Source organism: Mesorhizobium sp. M3A.F.Ca.ET.080.04.2.1 (genome assembly GCF_003952525.1).
GTDB lineage: Bacteria > Pseudomonadota > Alphaproteobacteria > Rhizobiales > Rhizobiaceae > Mesorhizobium.
Genome location: NZ_CP034451.1, coordinates 4732620 through 4747337, shown reverse-complemented (window position 1 = coordinate 4747337; position 14718 = coordinate 4732620). Strand labels below are relative to the sequence as shown.

The window sequence follows — 14718 nt, the reverse complement described above, 5'->3', positions numbered from 1 at the left end:
AAGCCGGTCGCGTCGGGGCCGCGCCAATTCTGCGCATGTGTCCCAACCTTCCCAGACCCAGTATTTCCAGATGCTCAGCGCTCTCGATCTCAACGTTCCTTGACGTAAGGCACACCGCCGGCGCGCGGCGGGATCGCCTTGCCGATGAACCCGGCGAGCAGGATGACGGTGAGCACATAGGGCAGCGCCTGCATGAACTGCACCGGCACCTTGCCGATGATCGGCAGCGGCGTGCCCTGCAGGCGGATCGACAGCGCGTCGAGGAAGCCGAACAGCAGGCAGGCGAACATGGCGTTGACCGGCTTCCACTTGGCGAAGATCAGCGCCGCCAGCGCGATGTAGCCCTTGCCTGCGGTCATGTCCTTCACGAAGCCGCCGTTCTGCACCATGGAGAGATAGGCGCCGGCAACGCCGGTAAGCACGCCGGTGCAGATCAGCGCGCGGTAGCGCAGCCAGGCGACCGAGATGCCGGCGGTGTCGACGGCGGCCGGGTTCTCGCCGACCGCGCGCATGCGCAGCCCGAAGCGGGTGCGGAACAGCACCCACCAGGTGAACGGCACCATGGCGAAGGCGAAGTAGACCAGGATCGAATGGCCGGAGATCAGCTCGGAATAGATCGGCCCGAGGATCGGCACCCCCCTGACCGCGTCGGCGCCCGGCCAGATGATCGCCTCGAACCGCTCGCCGGGCTGCAGCGCCGGTGTGCGTCCGCCCTGCTCGAACCAGGCCTGGCCGAGGATGATGGTCGAGCCGGCGGCGACGAAGTTGATCGCCACGCCGGACACGATCTGGTTGCCGCGATGGGTGATCGAGGCAAAGCCGTGCACCAGCGCGAAGGCGATTGCGATCAGGATGGCCATGGCAAGGCCGATCCAGGCGGAATGGAAGACCGACGCCGCGGCCGCGCCGGCAAAGGCGCCGACCAGCATCTTGCCTTCGAGGCCGATGTCGAAGATGCCGGCCCGCTCCGAATAGAGGCCGGCGAGGCAGGCGAGCAGCAGCGGCACCGAGAGGCGGATGGTCGAGTCCAGCACCTGGATGATGGCGTTGAAAGTGTCCATCTCAGGCCCCCTTGCCCTTGACCGCCTGCATGCCGACCGATTTCGGGCTGAAGGAGGCGAACAGCGCCTGGATGTATGGCCTGAACATGTGCTCCAGCGCGCCGGCGAACAGGATCACCAAGCCTTGGATGATGACGATCATGTCGCGGCTGATCGCCGGCATCTCGAAGGCGAGCTCGGCGCCGCCCTGGTAGAGCATGCCGAACAGGATCGCCGCCAGCACGATGCCGACCGGATGCGAGCGCCCCATCAGCGCCACCGCGATGCCGACGAAGCCGGCGCCGGAGACGAAGTCGAGCGCGACATTGTGCTGGTCGCCCATCACCGGGTTGAGCGCCATCATGCCGGCCAGCGCGCCGGAGAGCACCATGGCGATGAGGATGATGCGGGTTTCCGAAATGCCGGCATAGCGCGCCGCCTTCGGGCTGTGGCCATAGGTGCGCATCTCGTAGCCGAGCCGGGTGCGCCAGATCAGCAGCCAGACCAGGAAGGCCATCGCCAGCGCCAGCAGGAAGCAGACGTTGAGCGGCGCCGAGCGGATCTTGGCGCCAAACAGCTCGAGGATCCAGTTGAGCTTCGGCAGCTCCGCGCCGGGCAGGAAGTTGCGCGTCTGCGGCGCCATCGAGCCGGCCGGCTTCAGGACGTCGACCAGCGCATAGACCATGACGCTGGCGGCGATGAAGTTGAACATGATGGTGGTGATGACGATATGCGAGCCGCGCTTGGCCTGCAGATAGGCCGGGATCAGCGCCCATAGCGCACCCATGCCGGCCGAGGCGATGATCGCCAGCGGGAAGGTCAGCCACCACGGCAGGATGCTGTCGAAGGCGAGGCAGACGATGCCGATGCCGAGGCCGGCTATGTAGCCCTGCCCCTCGCCGCCGATGTTGAACAGCCCGCAATGGACGGCGACCGCCACCGACAGCCCGCTGAAGATGAAGGTGGTGGCGTAGAACAGCGTGAAGGCGATGCCGGATCCCCTGCCGAAGGCGCCTTCGACCAGGATGACGGCGGCGCGGAACGGGTTCTCGCCGACCAGCATGACGACGAAGCCGGCGACGACGAAGGCGACCGACAGGTTGATCAGCGGGATCAGCCCGTAATCGGCCCAGGCCGGCAGCTTGGCGTAAGGCGTGCTCATTCGGCGGCCTCCTGGTGCTCGACACCGGCCATCAGCAGGCCAAGCTCGCCTTCTGTCGCCTCCGGGCCGCGCTCGCCGACGATGCGGCCGGCAAACATCACCAGGATGCGATCGGAGAGCGAGCGTATCTCGTCGAGCTCGACCGATACCACCAGCACCGCCTTGCCCTGGTCGCGCATGGCGATCAGCCGCTTGTGGATGAACTCGATGGCGCCGACATCGACGCCGCGGGTCGGCTGGCCGACGATCAGCACGCCGGGGTCCTGCTCCATCTCACGCGCCAGCACGATCTTCTGCTGGTTGCCGCCGGAGAAATTGGCGGTCTTCAGCCGCGGATTGCCGGGGCGGATGTCGTATTTCTCGATCTTGTCCTTCGCGTCGGCCAGGATGGCGTCGACGTTGAGGAACGGCCCCTTCAGATAGCGCTCGTCGTCGTGATAGCCGAGGATCGAATTCTCGTTCTCCTCGAAGGCCAGCACCAGCCCGACATGATGGCGGTCCTCCGGCACATGGGCGAGGCCGCGGTCGCGCAATTCGCCCGGATCGGCCTTGCCGGTGAGGTCGACCGGCTTGCCGCCCAGCATGACCTCGCCGGAGACGGCGTGGCGGATGCCGGAGATCGCTTCGAGCAGCTCGGACTGGCCGTTGCCGGCGACGCCGGCGATGCCGACGATCTCGCCGCCGCGCACGTCGAAGGAGACGTCGTCGACCATGGTGACCCCGCGCTGGTCCTTCACCGTCAGGTTCTTGACCGAGAGTTTTATCGCGCCGGCTTCCGACTCACCCTTCTCGACCCGGAGCAGCACGCGCCGCCCGACCATCAGTTCGGCCAGTTCGCCGACCGTGGTCTCCTTGGTGACCCTTGTCGCCACCATCGTGCCCTGCCGCATGACCGAGACGGTGTCGGTGATGGCCATGATCTCGCGCAGCTTGTGGGTGATCAGCACCACCGTCTTTCCCTGCTCCTTCAATTGCTTGAGGATGCGGAAGAGGTGGTCGGCCTCGGCCGGCGTCAGCACCCCTGTCGGCTCGTCGAGGATCAGGATCTCGGCGCCGCGATAGAGCGCCTTCAGGATTTCGACCCGCTGCTGCAGGCCGACCGGCAATTCCTCGATGATGGCGTCCGGATCGACCTCCAGGCCGTATTCGCGCTCGAGACGCTCGAGCTCCGAACGCGCCTTGGCGATGCTGCTCTTCAAGAGCGCATCGTTTTCAGCCCCGAGGATGACATTTTCCAGCACGGTGAAATTGTCGACCAGCATGAAATGCTGGTGCACCATGCCGATGCCAAGCGCGATCGCGTCGTTGGAGGTGGTGATCGACACCGGTTTGCCGCCGACGCGGATTTCGCCGCTGTCGGCCTGGTAGAAGCCATAAAGAATCGACATCAGCGTCGACTTGCCGGCGCCGTTCTCGCCGACAATCCCGTGGATCGTGCCGCGCGCAACTTCCAAATTGATGTCGCGATTGGCGCGCACGGCGCCGAAACTCTTGTTGATGCCTATGAGCTCGATTGCGGCCTGCGCCATGCAGCCTGTCCCACTCTTATTTTTTTATCGCTTGGTCAAAACGCCTAGCATGATGCCCCGCCCGTGCCAATTGGCCGGAACGCCATTCACTCTCGACAAATCCCCCCGCGCTTGTCAATTTCGAAGGTGGCCGAGAGCTTCACATTCACGGAGACCGGGTTTTGAATGACCATGCCTGAGGATCGGCTGACGACGCTGGAAATCCGCGCCGCCGAGCAGGAAAAGACGATCGAGGAACTGTCCGGCCAGCTCGCCGAGCAATGGAAGGTGATCGAGCGCATGGAACGCAAGCTTGCCGCCCTTGCCGACCGGTTCCTCGCCCTGGAGGAGCAGGCGTCTCCCGACGTGCCGGTGACCAAGCCGCCGCACTGGTGAGCCGTAAGAAAACGAGCTTTAAGAAGGACGGTCATGCCAGGTGAAGGAGACCGCATCGCAAGGGCCGGCGACTATGTTTTCGGTCTGATGGATGAACGGGAGCGGGCGCGCGCCGAGCGCGACCTTAAGGTCGACCCCGCCTTTCGCAATGCTGTGCTGAGGCTTGCCGAGCGCATGCGTGGCTTGGGTCCGGCAGAGCCGGCAAACGCGGTTTCCGACGAGCGCTGGCGCCTTGTCCAGCGCGGGCTCGCCGACCTGCCGCAGCTGCGGCTTGCCGGCCTCGCCGACGCCGAAGCGAGGCCGCCGCCCATTGTGATCCACAGGCTCGAGCGCAAGCCTTACGGAGTCGGTCTGCATTCCCTCGGTCGCAGGCTTGGATTTGTGATCGCGCTCGCCCTGCTGGCAGTTTTCGCGCTAGGCTATCTCGCCGGCTCGCTATGAACAGCAGTCCGGGAAGCACGATGAGCCAGCCAGAACCAATCGAGGCTCTGCGATCTGCCTTGCAAAACGCCTGGTCTGTCGAGACTTCCTCGAAGTGGTTGCCGGAAAATCCGGCAAAGGGCCAGTGCAGTGTTTCAGCGCTCGTCGTTCAGGATCTCCTCGGAGGCGATATCGCAAAAACCGATGTCGACGGCGCCTGGCATTTTTACAATCTCGTAGATGGCAGGCGTCTGGATTTCTCTCAAAGTCAATTCCCTGTGCCCCCAACCTACCTCGATCTTCGATCGGATCGCAGCGAAGCCTTTTCTGATACCTCGCTTGAGCAGTATCGTATCTTGAAAGAGCGGATCCAGGCGATGATGTCCAAACGTTGAGCGATTCAGCTTTCCACAGAACGCTGCCTCGCTCCACTTTGGGGGCTGCCGGAAAAGCGAAACCGCCGGGCTTTCGCCCGGCGGTCCAAAAATCCAGCTCCGTCGCTGATCAATATGGGCAGTTGTTGTCCGAGGTGTAGTCATGCACCTCGATCTTGCCGGCGATGATGTCGGCCTTGGCCTTTTCGACAGCGGCCTTCATCTCGTCGGTCACCAGCGCCTTGTTGTTGTCATCCATGGCGTAGTCGACTCCGCCTTCCTTGAGGCCGAGGTTTTCGACGCCGCCCTTGAAGGTGCCGTTCTTGCCGTCCATGAAGGCGTTGTACACGGCAACGTCGACGCGCTTCAGCATCGAGGTCAGCACCTTGCCGGGCTGCAGCCCGTTCTGGTTGGAATCGACGCCGATGCCGAGCTTGCCGGCATCTGCCGCCGCCTGCAGCACGCCGACTCCGGTGCCGCCGGCGGCCGCGTAGACGACGTCGGAGCCCTGGTCGATTTGCGTCTTGGCGATCTCGCCACCCTTGGCCGGGTCATTCCATGCCGCCGGCGTGTCACCGGTCATGTTCTGGATGACCTCGGTTGCGCCCGCGGATTTGGCACCCCCGACATAGCCGCATTCGAACTTGCGGATCAGCGGAATGTCCATGCCGCCGACGAAGCTGACCTTCTTCGACTTCGAGGCCATCGCCGCCATGATGCCGACGAGGTAGGAGCCCTCGTTCTCCTTGAAGACCAGCGAGCGGACATTGGGCAGGTCGACGGCATCGTCGATGATGGCGAAGTTGAGGTCGGTATATTCTGCCGCGACCTTCTTCAGCGCATCTTCCCAGGCAAAGCCGGCCATCACGATCGGGTTGCGGCCGTCCTCGGCGAAGCGGCGCAGCGCCTGCTCGCGCTGCGAGGCGTTGGACACTTCGAATTCGACGTAAGCGACCCCGGTTTCGGCCTTGAACTTCTCGGCGCCATGAAAGGCGGCCTCGTTGAAGGATTTGTCGAACTTGCCGCCCAGATCGTAGAGGATGGCCGGCTGCACATCCGCGGCGAAGGCCGGAAGAACCATTGCGGTTGCGGCCAGGAGGCCGAGAACGATACGTTTCATGTGATCCACACCCTGTCGGTTATTTTCCGTTGCACCGCTGACCTGCCCGGTTCTCCGGCGGGCATGCGGCACCGGCAGGAAGTGCGTGCCCCTCCCGCTCGCGGCCAATCTGGCACGGCCCGAAACAAAATTCACGCGGAATTTTGACCTTTTGGAAAACCGGACGGACGGGCCAGTTCAGCCCATGCGACCGCGGTTCGTGTCAGTTGCTGGGAGCGAATTCATGGCGCCGCCGCCGGTAGCCGACGGCGTAGAGCAGGAACGCCAGCAGCGCGAACACCGCGAAGCCCGGCTGGCCGAGCACCCAGGCGATGGCGGCGTCCCAGACCAGCGGATTGGCCTTGGCGCGCACATAGGTCTCGAAGGCCGCGCGGGTATCGGGCGACACCGCGAGCCAACTGGTGTTGAGCGGCGTCATGACGAGGGCCGATGCCGCGACCGAGCGTGTAGCGTCGATCACCGCCATGATCACGGAAATCGACAGCGCAACCATTGCCGCCAGCCGGAAGATGAAACGCAGCATCCAACGCTCCCCGGGAAAGCTCCCATCTGCCCCGCAACCGACATAGGGCCTGCGCTGCCGGCGCGCAATCGCGACACGCGATTTTGAACCGCGCATTCCCCGCTGAAAAATCCGGCCCCACCCTTTTTTGGAAGGGATCTTTAGGCCGCCGGCGCTGTCTTTCGCCGGTTGACGCGCCAGACGGCGAAGATTGCGCCCGCGATCGCCCCGACCACCAGCCCTGCAAGGCCGACGAAGACGGCGAAAAACCCGCAGGCGCCCTCGAAGCAGCTCATATGGGTTGCGTCCGCGATCAGCGACCCTGCGAAAAATCCGGCGCAGGCGCCGATGGCGCCGCCGACGATGATTCCGAGCAAGGCCGCAAGCAGCGAGACCAGCAGCGACGGGCGCTCGGTCTCAGGATTGGCATAGACCGCTTCGGCTCCGGCACCGCGCCGCAGCAAATAGATGCAGAGCAGGCCGATGGCGATTTCGGCGATCGTGAAGCCCAGCGCTTCGGCCGAGAAGACGAAGTCGGGCACCATGAGCGTGTAGGCCTGCCGCAGGACGAGCCACAGAATGATGGCCCCCTGCCAGATGGTGTAGTGGCGTGGGAAACGCGCCGACCGGTTGAAGGCAAGGCCAAGCAGGTAAAGGCCCCACAGAATGGTGACGACGCCGCCGGCCAGCCCGCTGTAGATCAGGAAGGAGACGCTTTCCGGCAGGTTGAAGTCACCGATCAGCCGCCAGTTCGAGATCAGGCCGTAGGCGGATAGGCCCATGACGATGATCAGCCAGGCTACCGGGACGTAGGAGAGCCCGCTGTCCGGCCTGCCCCTCGGTTGCTGGTCGATCGACGCCATGTCAGGACGATGCCCCCTCGCAAAGCCCAGGCAGTTCCAGGAAAAGCACAGCGGTTGTCGCGTCCGGAATTGCGCAGAAAACAGTGAATTCAGGCACTCGACAGGCCGCCGGGGCCGAAGTCAAGCGCGGCAACCCGGCCGAAACGGCCTGTGCACATCATTCCAACGCCGGCCCCTTTGTGAAAGCCCGGCTTGATGCATGTCGCCCGAAAGTGTGCAGCGGTTCCGGGACAATCAAAGCGCGCCGCCTCATTCCGTTTCAGAGCGACGCGCTTTAAGGCCATCCACGGCAAAAGCCTTTGCGATGCCATTATGGCTTGGCATTCGCTTTAGGATCGACTAGATGAGCCCCGCGCCTTGTTTGCCTGAACGGCTGCAGGCGCTGGGAAAGGGCTGCCCGCCGGTTGAAGGCACCCCCATCTGGTCCCGACTGGGACTTCCCGAAGGAGATGCATCTCCCAACCCGCGCGGCGAAACCGGCCGGCGCGAATGCAAGGACGGAGAGGTGGCCGAGTGGTTGAAGGCGCACGCCTGGAAAGTGTGTTTACGGGAAACCGTAACGCGGGTTCGAATCCCGCTCTCTCCGCCAGCAAACCGTTGAGGTTCGCATCGCTCCGCCTAGTCCAACAGAGCCGCTGCGCTACGCTTTTCGCACTCCCCATTCCCCAAGATCGTTGACCAGCATCAAGGCGACACGGCGGAATGCGACGCGCATCTTGTCGACAGGAGGACCTGAGAGCTGCATGCTGGCGATCGCCTGATCCATAAGCGCCAGCCAGTCCTCGGCGTCGGCTGCCGAGATCGGCACATGCGCATGCATGAGGCGCACGTCCATGTGACCGTGCTTTTCCAGATAATGGCGGGGACCGCCGAGGAAGCCGCACAGGAAGTTGAATTGTTCTTCGCGCGCGTGGTCGACACCATGTCCGCGAAAAAGCAATCGCAACAACGACTTTCCGCGTGGATCCGTCTCGATCAGATCGTAGAAGGCGTTGACCAAGCCGCGCAGCACCGTTTCGCCGCCGATCTGCGAGAGAAGGCTGTCTCTTGCGAGTGGTTCCATATCGTCAGGGCTGTGGACGAGGTTTCTTGGAGCGGTGGTGCGGCAGCGACAAGTGCGTCGCCATAAGTCGCGCCTGACGAAGCTGCGGCGGGCCACAACGTTTCGAAGGATAGAGCGTGTTCGGCATCGGGCACTCCTCCATCGACGAGTTGCACATATGGAAAATATCTTTAATGAGAAGAATAATGTACAGGCATGATCGACGCAAGCTGTATCGATCTGAATCCAAGACAGGAGGTCTTAGCCATGTCCCGGTCTGACGACAGCCGCTATCTCAAGGGTGGCCCGGTCGCAAATCGCATCATCGCTTCCGTGCGCGACGAAGCGGCGATCGCCACCGCCGAAGGCTTTGCGCCGAAGCTGGTGTCGATCACCGTCGGCGACACCGCCGCGGTCGAGGTCTATGTCCGCAACCAGCGCGCCAAGGCCGAGCTTGCCGGCATCGGCTTCGAGGAGCGGCGCTTCGCCGCCGATATCACAGCAGGCGAGCTGGAAGCGGCGATCCACGGGCTCAACGCCGATCCGCGCGTCACCGGCATCATCATCCAGCGGCCGGTCCCGGCGCATATCCCGATCAAGACGCTGCAGGCGGCGGTGCATCCGCTCAAGGACGTCGAGGGCATGCATCCGGCTTCGATCGGCAACATCGTCTACAACCAACTCGATCTCGCCCCGTGCACGGCAGCTGCTTCCGTCCAACTGCTGAAAGAGACGGGTCTCGACCTCAAGGGGCTCGAGGTAGTGGTCGTCGGCCATTCCGAGATCGTCGGCAAGCCGATCGCCTTCCTGCTGATGAGCGAGGGCGCCACCGTGACGGTGTGCCATCACATGACGCGCTCGGTGGCGGCGCATGCGCGGCGCGCCGATGCGCTGTTCGTCGCCGTCGGGAAGCCGCGGCTGATCAAGGCCGACATGGTCAAGCCGGGTGCTGCCGTGATCGACATCGGCATCAATGCGGAGACCGGACCGGACGGCGAAAGCCGCATCGTCGGCGACGTCGACACCGACAGCGTCAGGCACGTCGCCTCATGGATCACGCCGGTGCCGGGCGGCGTCGGCCCGATCACGGTGGCGATCCTGCTGCGCAACACCATGGTCGCGCTCAGCCGCCAGCGCGCGCTCTACCAGGCGACCTATGGCGTGGCGGACAAGCTCGCGGCGGAGTGAAGGCGCGAGCGAGCGCACGATCCATATTGATTGCGGGAGCGTCGGCAGAATGCTTTCAGCGCGACGCGCTTTACTGCGCGTCGCGCAAAAGTGTGCAGCCTGGATCCCCTTCAGCGCGACCCGCTTTAAGAGTTTCGTTGGGAGCCACGGTTTCTCTCGCTCGCAAACAGACCGACCGCCATCGCGCGGTTACGGACATCGAGTTTGTCATACAGGTTCTTCAGATGGTATTTCACCGTATTTTCCGAGATCCCGGTACGTGTGGCGATCTGCAGGTTCGTCCAGCCATCGGCAAGAACGCTGAGAAGCTCCCGCTCGCGCGGCGTGAGCTTCGAAAGCGGCGACTCGTTGATTCTTGAAACATCGACATAGGGGATGCAGATACGGCCGTGCGCGACCGCCAGCAGCGTGTCGAAAAGTATGCAGGGATCCTCGAACTGGTAGCAAAACCCCTGTACGCCAAGGTGCACGCATTGCTTCAGGATCGCCACGTCGTGGTCGTTGGAGAAAATGATGACGCGCGCGGAAAGCTTTCGTCGCTGCAACTCCGACAGCACCATGCCGCCGTCCATGTCGGAGAGCTTCCAGCCCAGCACCGCGATGTCGAACGCCGGTTGGCCTTGGGCGACTGAATCCAGGAACGCTTCACCGGTCTGGACGCTGCCGACCATCTCGAACCGGCTGTCGCGATCGATCATGCCGCCGAGTGCGGTCACCACCAGCGGGTTGCGCTCGCCAACAAGCACCTTGAACGTGCCATTGGCGGACACCGGCGCGGCGTTCATTTCTGAACCCGAAAGCTCCCCGTGCCGCAGCTCATCAACCTCGTTTGCCAATTGTCCTGACACGGTTCTTCAATTGTAGATCGGGAACCGGCGAAGCAGCGCAGCGACCTCTTCGCGCACATTCGCCTCAACTTCACCGTTGCCTTGCTCACCGTTGGCCGACAGGCCGTCGATCACCTTCATCGTCAGTTGCCCGACCAGGCGAAACTCATCGGCGAGGAAGCCGCGCGTGGTGCAGGCTGGCGTGCCCAGGCGAACGCCAGAAGTGACTGCCGGTCCCTGCGGATCGAACGGGATGCCATTCTTGTTGCAGGTGATGTGGGCGCGCCCAAGCGCGGCTTCGACGGCCTTGCCGGTCAAATTCTTGCGCCTGAGGTCGACAAGCATGAGATGTGTGTCGGTACCTCCCGACACGATGTCGACACCACCCGATACCAATATATCTGCGAGTTCCTTTGCGTTGGCCACCACATTGGTCGCGTAGCTCCGGAACTGCGGCGTCAGCGCCTCGCCGAAGGCGACTGCCTTGGCGGCAATGACATGCATCAGCGGGCCGCCCTGCAGGCCCGGAAACACCGAGGAACTGATCTTCTTGCCGATGTCCTCGTCATTGGACAGCACCATGCCCCCGCGCGGACCGCGCAGCGTCTTGTGCGTCGTGGTCGTAACCACATGCGCATGCGGCAACGGACTAGGATGCACGCCGCCGGCGACGAGGCCGGCAAAATGCGCCATATCGACGAACAATTTTGCGTTGACCTCGTCGCATATTTCGCGAAACGCCGCAAAATCGATGACGCGCGGATAGGCCGAACCGCCCGCAAGGATTACTTTCGGCCTGTGCTTGCGCGCCAGATCCCGGACTTCGTCCAGATCGATGCGCTGGTCCTGCTGCCGCACCCCGTACGAGACCACGTTGAACCACTTGCCCGACTGGTTCACTGGCGAGCCGTGGGTAAGATGTCCGCCGGCTGCCAAGTTCAATCCCATGAACGTGTCGCCGGGCTGCATCAGCGCCATGAACACGGACTGGTTTGCCTGGCTGCCCGAATGCGGCTGGACATTGACATAGCGGCAGTCGAACAGGCTCTTCGCCCGCTCCCGCGCCAGATCCTCGACTTCGTCGACATACTGGCATCCGCCATAATAGCGGCGGCCCGGATAGCCTTCGGCATATTTGTTGGTGAGCACGGACCCTTGCGCCTCGAGCACCGCCTTGGAGACGATGTTTTCCGATGCGATCAATTCGATCTCGTCGCGCTGCCGGTGCAGTTCGCGCTGCATTGCGTCACTGACGGCCGCATCGCTTTGAGCCACGCCTGCGCGAAAGAATTGAACCAGGCTGCCGACGCCTGGCCTTGTGGGTATGTTCATGTGTTCCTCCCTCTGCGCGTCGCCCGGCGCTATCCGGTCCAGCCGAGTCCGGCTGAGATGCAATTGATCGAAAGAAGGAGCGCGTTGACGGCCCGCTGCGAGCCGGAAGAGGCCTTGGCGCGCTCGCGCACCTCCTGCAGAAGTGTGACCTGCAAGGCGTGGATGCTGTCCATCTCCGGCCTGATGCGGTCGAAACTGCGCTTGAACGCCGGAAAGCGCAGCGAAAAATCGGTGCCACCGGCGATATCGACGATCATTCGGCTGGTCAGGGCGTATTCGGCGGCAATCTTGCGGTAGATGCGCTCGCCGATCTCGCGGTCGCTGACGAGTTCGGCATATTGGCGACCGATATCCATATCCGCCTGGTAAAGCGTCTTGTCGACCTCATCGATGACAAGACGAAAGAAGCGTGAGCGCTCAAACAGCTGGCGCAGCAGTTCGCGACCGGACTCTCCGCGAACCGTCACGAACGCGTTGATGGCGCTCCCGATACCGTACCAGCCGGTCAGCAGATGGCGATTTTGGCTCCAGGCGAAAACCCAGGGAATCGCCCGCAGATCAGCAATGTCGCGCGCGCCGAAACGCCGGGCCGGACGGGAGCCGATCTTCAGAAGCGCCAACTCTTCGACCGGGCTTGCCTGGTTGAAATAGCCGATGAAACCGGGCTCGCCGATAAGGCCGGCATAGGCCGCCTGCGACATGCCGGTAAGCGCCTCGAGCGCTTCATTGAATTCCGGGTTGTCGCGCAGCTCCGCTTCGTTCGCAGACTTCAGGCTGTGCGCGAACACACTGGCGGCGAGGATCTCCAGCTGATGCAGCCCCGTGCCGCGATTTGCGAATTTCGAAGAGACTACCTCGCCCTGTTCGGTCACCCGCATCGCCCCGGCCACCGTGCCGGCGGGTTGCGCGGCAATGGCCCGGCCCGTCGGCGCTCCGCCGCGGCTGACGGAACCGCCACGTCCATGGAAGAAACGGATGCCGATGCCTCGTTTGGCGCCGAGGGCAGCGAGACGCTTTTGCGCCTTGTTCAGTTCCCAGTTGGCCGCCAGGAAGCCGCCATCCTTGTTGGAATCGGAATAGCCCAGCATGATTTCCTGTCGGTTGCCGAATTCGCGGACAGAGCGGCGAACGATCGACACATCGATAAGTTGCTCGAGAATTGCCGGCGCCGCGCGCAGATCGGCGATCGTTTCGAACAGCGGAACCACCTGAAGATTGATGGTGCCGCTGCCGTCGGCAGCCGTCGCCAATCCGCAAAATTGTGCGAGCGCGTAGACGGAAAGAATATCATCCGCCGAGCGGGTCATGCTCAGAATGAATGCCCCAATGGCGCCACTTCGCTCGGCCGCCGCATCCCGCACCACGGTCATCAGATCGACCAATTCGCGAGCTTCATCGGACACCCGTTCGAGGTCGATTTTCGGTCTTTCGCCGTTACGCAGAATCTCGCGGATACGTTGCGACCATTTGGCCGTGTCAGGCTGCGGTGCTTGCTCGCCGGGCTTGCCGGCGGCAAGGAGTTCGGCCAGCACACGATTCACCACGGTCGAGTTCTGGCGGATGTCGAGCGCTACCGTGCTGAAACCGAAGCTTTCGGCTTGTCGCACGACAGGCCGAACCAGGCGACGAGCAGCGGTGCGGGCGCCGACCTGATCGAGCGCCTTCTCCAGACAGCGAAGATCGGCGATGAAGGCCTCCACGTTCGGGTAGGCTGTACCCTGCCCCTTGCCGACATTCATCTCCAGGCGGGCAAGCAGAGCGGCTGCGAACTGGCGGAACGGCTCGTTGGGGTTCCGCGCCGGTATCTCCGCTGCGGCACCGCTGGCCGCCAGCGCGCGCTCGAGAGCCTGTTGGAAGGAATCCGGAATGTCTACGACGTTGGCGCTGACACTGAGCACCGTCACCATTCGGCGAAGTTGACGGATGTGCCACTCGACAGCGGCCTTGCGGTTTTCCGATAGCGCAAAGGCTGTCGTGCGTGCCGTAACGTTGGGATTGCCGTCGCGATCGCCGCCGATCCAGGAGGCGTAACGCATGAACGACGGAACCTTCAGCTCGTAGTTCGGAAAATGGCGTCGTAGAGCCAGCTCGACGGTTTCGTAGAGTATCGGAGTGGCCTCGAAGATAACCTCGCGGAAGAAATGCAGGCCCCAGGCGATCTCGCGCTCGACCGATGGGCGCTCGATCCTGAGCTCGCCGGTCGCCCATAACAACTCGATCTCGCCACGCAGGTCATCGACGAGCAGGTCGCGCTCACGCGGCGCCCAACGCTGTTGCTCGATTTCGGTCAACTTGCGATAGATTCGGCGATGGATTTGCAGCACGGTGACGCGCTTGGCTTCGGTCGGATGCGCGGTCATGGTCGGGCCGACCCAGAGTCCGTCCATCACCTCCTGCACCATTTCGGCCGAATAGCCACCGGCGGCGGCCTCGGCGGCCACGTTGGCAAACGAACCAACGACGTCGTCGGCACCTCCGGCCTGCTCCAGCTCGCGACGCGAGCGGATCGCCAGCAGCTCGTTTGAAATCGTCAGCAGTTGAAACCAGATGCCGGTCGCCTGCAGGGCAGGAATGCGGTACCGTTCCTCCAGCTCACCGATGCTGACTTGTCCGGTCAGAAGCGCCGCAACCTCGGGCTCCCGTTCTTTCACCACCGACACAAGCAGCCGCAGCAGCAGGCTGCGCACGTCCTCGCGGAAACTGACGGGACGCCCCTCCTCCGGCGCGGCGGCGCGTGCTTGGGCCAGGCTGTCACTGCTTAACATCCGTCCGATGTCCTCAACGAGCATGACTGAACTCCAAAATTCCTACCATGAATTTTTTTTTCATACTAGTGGATACGCGGATATACCAGCAGACACCGTTTCACTCAAGTTTGGAAACGCCCGGATGGGTAGAATCCCCATTCGTTCGGGTGGTGGAATGATTGGCCTTATGGGTGCCG

The 14718-nt window shown here is 63.1% G+C and carries 14 protein-coding genes and 1 tRNA gene; 5 read left to right on the top strand and 10 right to left on the bottom strand.

Annotated elements, in window-relative coordinates; genetic code table 11:
• Positions 1-89 precede the first annotated feature (89 nt).
• The 3 genes from EJ074_RS22645 to EJ074_RS22635 are packed head-to-tail and all read right to left on the bottom strand — an operon-like array spanning position 90 to position 3731.
• Entirely contained in the window at positions 90-1061 is a 972-nt protein-coding gene (locus EJ074_RS22645; RefSeq protein ID WP_095806351.1) for an ABC transporter permease, read from the bottom strand.
• A 1-nt stretch (position 1062) separates the two neighbouring features.
• The gene (locus EJ074_RS22640) at positions 1063-2202 is read right to left on the bottom strand and encodes an ABC transporter permease (protein WP_095806352.1); all 1140 of its coding nucleotides are present in this window, start codon (positions 2200-2202) and stop codon (positions 1063-1065) included.
• Positions 2199-3731 (bottom strand): ABC transporter ATP-binding protein, encoded by a 1533-nt coding sequence (locus EJ074_RS22635; protein ID WP_095806353.1) that lies wholly within the window; start codon positions 3729-3731, stop codon positions 2199-2201. Before EJ074_RS22635 ends, EJ074_RS22640 begins: the two co-directional genes overlap by 4 nt.
• Positions 3732-3896: 165 nt before the next feature.
• On the opposite strand from EJ074_RS22635, the gene EJ074_RS22630 reads away from it, so the two are divergent.
• From EJ074_RS22630 to EJ074_RS22620, 3 genes are read left to right on the top strand one after another with little or no spacing between them, the layout of a single operon-like run.
• Positions 3897-4106: a SlyX family protein gene (locus EJ074_RS22630; protein WP_095806354.1), complete on the top strand. Its 210-nt coding sequence runs from the start codon at positions 3897-3899 to the stop codon at positions 4104-4106.
• Between the two features lie 33 nt (positions 4107-4139).
• Complete coding sequence (locus tag EJ074_RS22625) at positions 4140-4547, top strand: hypothetical protein (RefSeq protein WP_095806355.1); 408 nt, start codon at positions 4140-4142, stop codon at positions 4545-4547.
• A gap of 20 nt (positions 4548-4567) precedes the next feature.
• Positions 4568-4921 carry a hypothetical protein gene (locus tag EJ074_RS22620; protein ID WP_095806489.1) on the top strand — a complete coding sequence of 118 codons (354 nt, stop codon included), beginning with the start codon at positions 4568-4570 and terminating at the stop codon, positions 4919-4921.
• A gap of 109 nt (positions 4922-5030) precedes the next feature.
• Here the strand turns inward: EJ074_RS22620 and EJ074_RS22615 are convergent, their stop codons facing one another.
• The 3 genes from EJ074_RS22615 to EJ074_RS22605 form a co-directional block, all read right to left on the bottom strand.
• Positions 5031-6020 carry a BMP family ABC transporter substrate-binding protein gene (locus tag EJ074_RS22615; RefSeq protein WP_095806356.1) on the bottom strand — a complete coding sequence of 330 codons (990 nt, stop codon included), beginning with the start codon at positions 6018-6020 and terminating at the stop codon, positions 5031-5033.
• Positions 6021-6222: 202 nt separating this feature from the next.
• Positions 6223-6543 carry a hypothetical protein gene (locus tag EJ074_RS22610; RefSeq protein ID WP_095806357.1) on the bottom strand — a complete coding sequence of 107 codons (321 nt, stop codon included), beginning with the start codon at positions 6541-6543 and terminating at the stop codon, positions 6223-6225.
• Between the two features lie 140 nt (positions 6544-6683).
• Entirely contained in the window at positions 6684-7385 is a 702-nt protein-coding gene (locus EJ074_RS22605; RefSeq protein ID WP_095806358.1) for a hypothetical protein, read from the bottom strand.
• 499 nt (positions 7386-7884) lie between these two features.
• Between EJ074_RS22605 and EJ074_RS22600 the strand changes: the two genes are divergently transcribed.
• Positions 7885-7974, top strand: a tRNA-Ser gene (locus tag EJ074_RS22600).
• 51 nt (positions 7975-8025) lie between these two features.
• Here the strand turns inward: EJ074_RS22600 and EJ074_RS22595 are convergent.
• Complete coding sequence (locus EJ074_RS22595; RefSeq protein WP_095809531.1) at positions 8026-8448, bottom strand: group II truncated hemoglobin; 423 nt, start codon at positions 8446-8448, stop codon at positions 8026-8028.
• A 246-nt stretch (positions 8449-8694) separates the two neighbouring features.
• On the opposite strand from EJ074_RS22595, the gene EJ074_RS22590 reads away from it, so the two are divergent.
• The gene (locus EJ074_RS22590; protein WP_095809532.1) at positions 8695-9615 is read left to right on the top strand and encodes a bifunctional 5,10-methylenetetrahydrofolate dehydrogenase/5,10-methenyltetrahydrofolate cyclohydrolase; all 921 of its coding nucleotides are present in this window, start codon (positions 8695-8697) and stop codon (positions 9613-9615) included.
• Positions 9616-9740: 125 nt separating this feature from the next.
• On the opposite strand, the gene EJ074_RS22585 is transcribed toward EJ074_RS22590, so the two are convergent.
• The 3 genes from EJ074_RS22585 to EJ074_RS22575 all read right to left on the bottom strand — a co-directional run bounded on the left by EJ074_RS22585 (position 9741) and on the right by EJ074_RS22575 (position 14563).
• Complete coding sequence (locus tag EJ074_RS22585) at positions 9741-10400, bottom strand: response regulator transcription factor (RefSeq protein WP_095809533.1); 660 nt, start codon at positions 10398-10400, stop codon at positions 9741-9743.
• Between the two features lie 69 nt (positions 10401-10469).
• On the bottom strand, positions 10470-11774 hold the full coding sequence (gene glyA / locus EJ074_RS22580; RefSeq protein WP_095809534.1) for a serine hydroxymethyltransferase: 1305 nt from the start codon (positions 11772-11774) through the stop codon (positions 10470-10472).
• Positions 11775-11803: 29 nt separating this feature from the next.
• Positions 11804-14563 (bottom strand): phosphoenolpyruvate carboxylase, encoded by a 2760-nt coding sequence (locus tag EJ074_RS22575; protein WP_245420758.1) that lies wholly within the window; start codon positions 14561-14563, stop codon positions 11804-11806.
• Positions 14564-14718: the final 155 nt, after the last annotated feature.

Excerpts from the sequence above, each read along its gene's own strand:
- EJ074_RS22645 (WP_095806351.1), bottom strand. The coding sequence starts at position 1,061 with ATGGACACTTTCAACGCCATCATCCAGGTGCTGGACTCGACCATCCGC.
- EJ074_RS22640 (WP_095806352.1), bottom strand. The coding sequence starts at position 2,202 with ATGAGCACGCCTTACGCCAAGCTGCCGGCCTGGGCCGATTACGGGCTG.
- EJ074_RS22635 (WP_095806353.1), bottom strand. The coding sequence starts at position 3,731 with ATGGCGCAGGCCGCAATCGAGCTCATAGGCATCAACAAGAGTTTCGGC.
- EJ074_RS22630 (WP_095806354.1), top strand. The coding sequence starts at position 3,897 with ATGACCATGCCTGAGGATCGGCTGACGACGCTGGAAATCCGCGCCGCC.
- EJ074_RS22625 (WP_095806355.1), top strand. The coding sequence starts at position 4,140 with ATGCCAGGTGAAGGAGACCGCATCGCAAGGGCCGGCGACTATGTTTTC.
- EJ074_RS22620 (WP_095806489.1), top strand. The coding sequence starts at position 4,568 with ATGAGCCAGCCAGAACCAATCGAGGCTCTGCGATCTGCCTTGCAAAAC.
- EJ074_RS22615 (WP_095806356.1), bottom strand. The coding sequence starts at position 6,020 with ATGAAACGTATCGTTCTCGGCCTCCTGGCCGCAACCGCAATGGTTCTT.
- EJ074_RS22610 (WP_095806357.1), bottom strand. The coding sequence starts at position 6,543 with ATGCTGCGTTTCATCTTCCGGCTGGCGGCAATGGTTGCGCTGTCGATT.
- EJ074_RS22605 (WP_095806358.1), bottom strand. The coding sequence starts at position 7,385 with ATGGCGTCGATCGACCAGCAACCGAGGGGCAGGCCGGACAGCGGGCTC.
- EJ074_RS22595 (WP_095809531.1), bottom strand. The coding sequence starts at position 8,448 with ATGGAACCACTCGCAAGAGACAGCCTTCTCTCGCAGATCGGCGGCGAA.
- EJ074_RS22590 (WP_095809532.1), top strand. The coding sequence starts at position 8,695 with ATGTCCCGGTCTGACGACAGCCGCTATCTCAAGGGTGGCCCGGTCGCA.
- EJ074_RS22585 (WP_095809533.1), bottom strand. The coding sequence starts at position 10,400 with ATGAACGCCGCGCCGGTGTCCGCCAATGGCACGTTCAAGGTGCTTGTT.
- glyA (WP_095809534.1), bottom strand. The coding sequence starts at position 11,774 with ATGAACATACCCACAAGGCCAGGCGTCGGCAGCCTGGTTCAATTCTTT.
- EJ074_RS22575 (WP_245420758.1), bottom strand. The coding sequence starts at position 14,563 with ATGCTCGTTGAGGACATCGGACGGATGTTAAGCAGTGACAGCCTGGCC.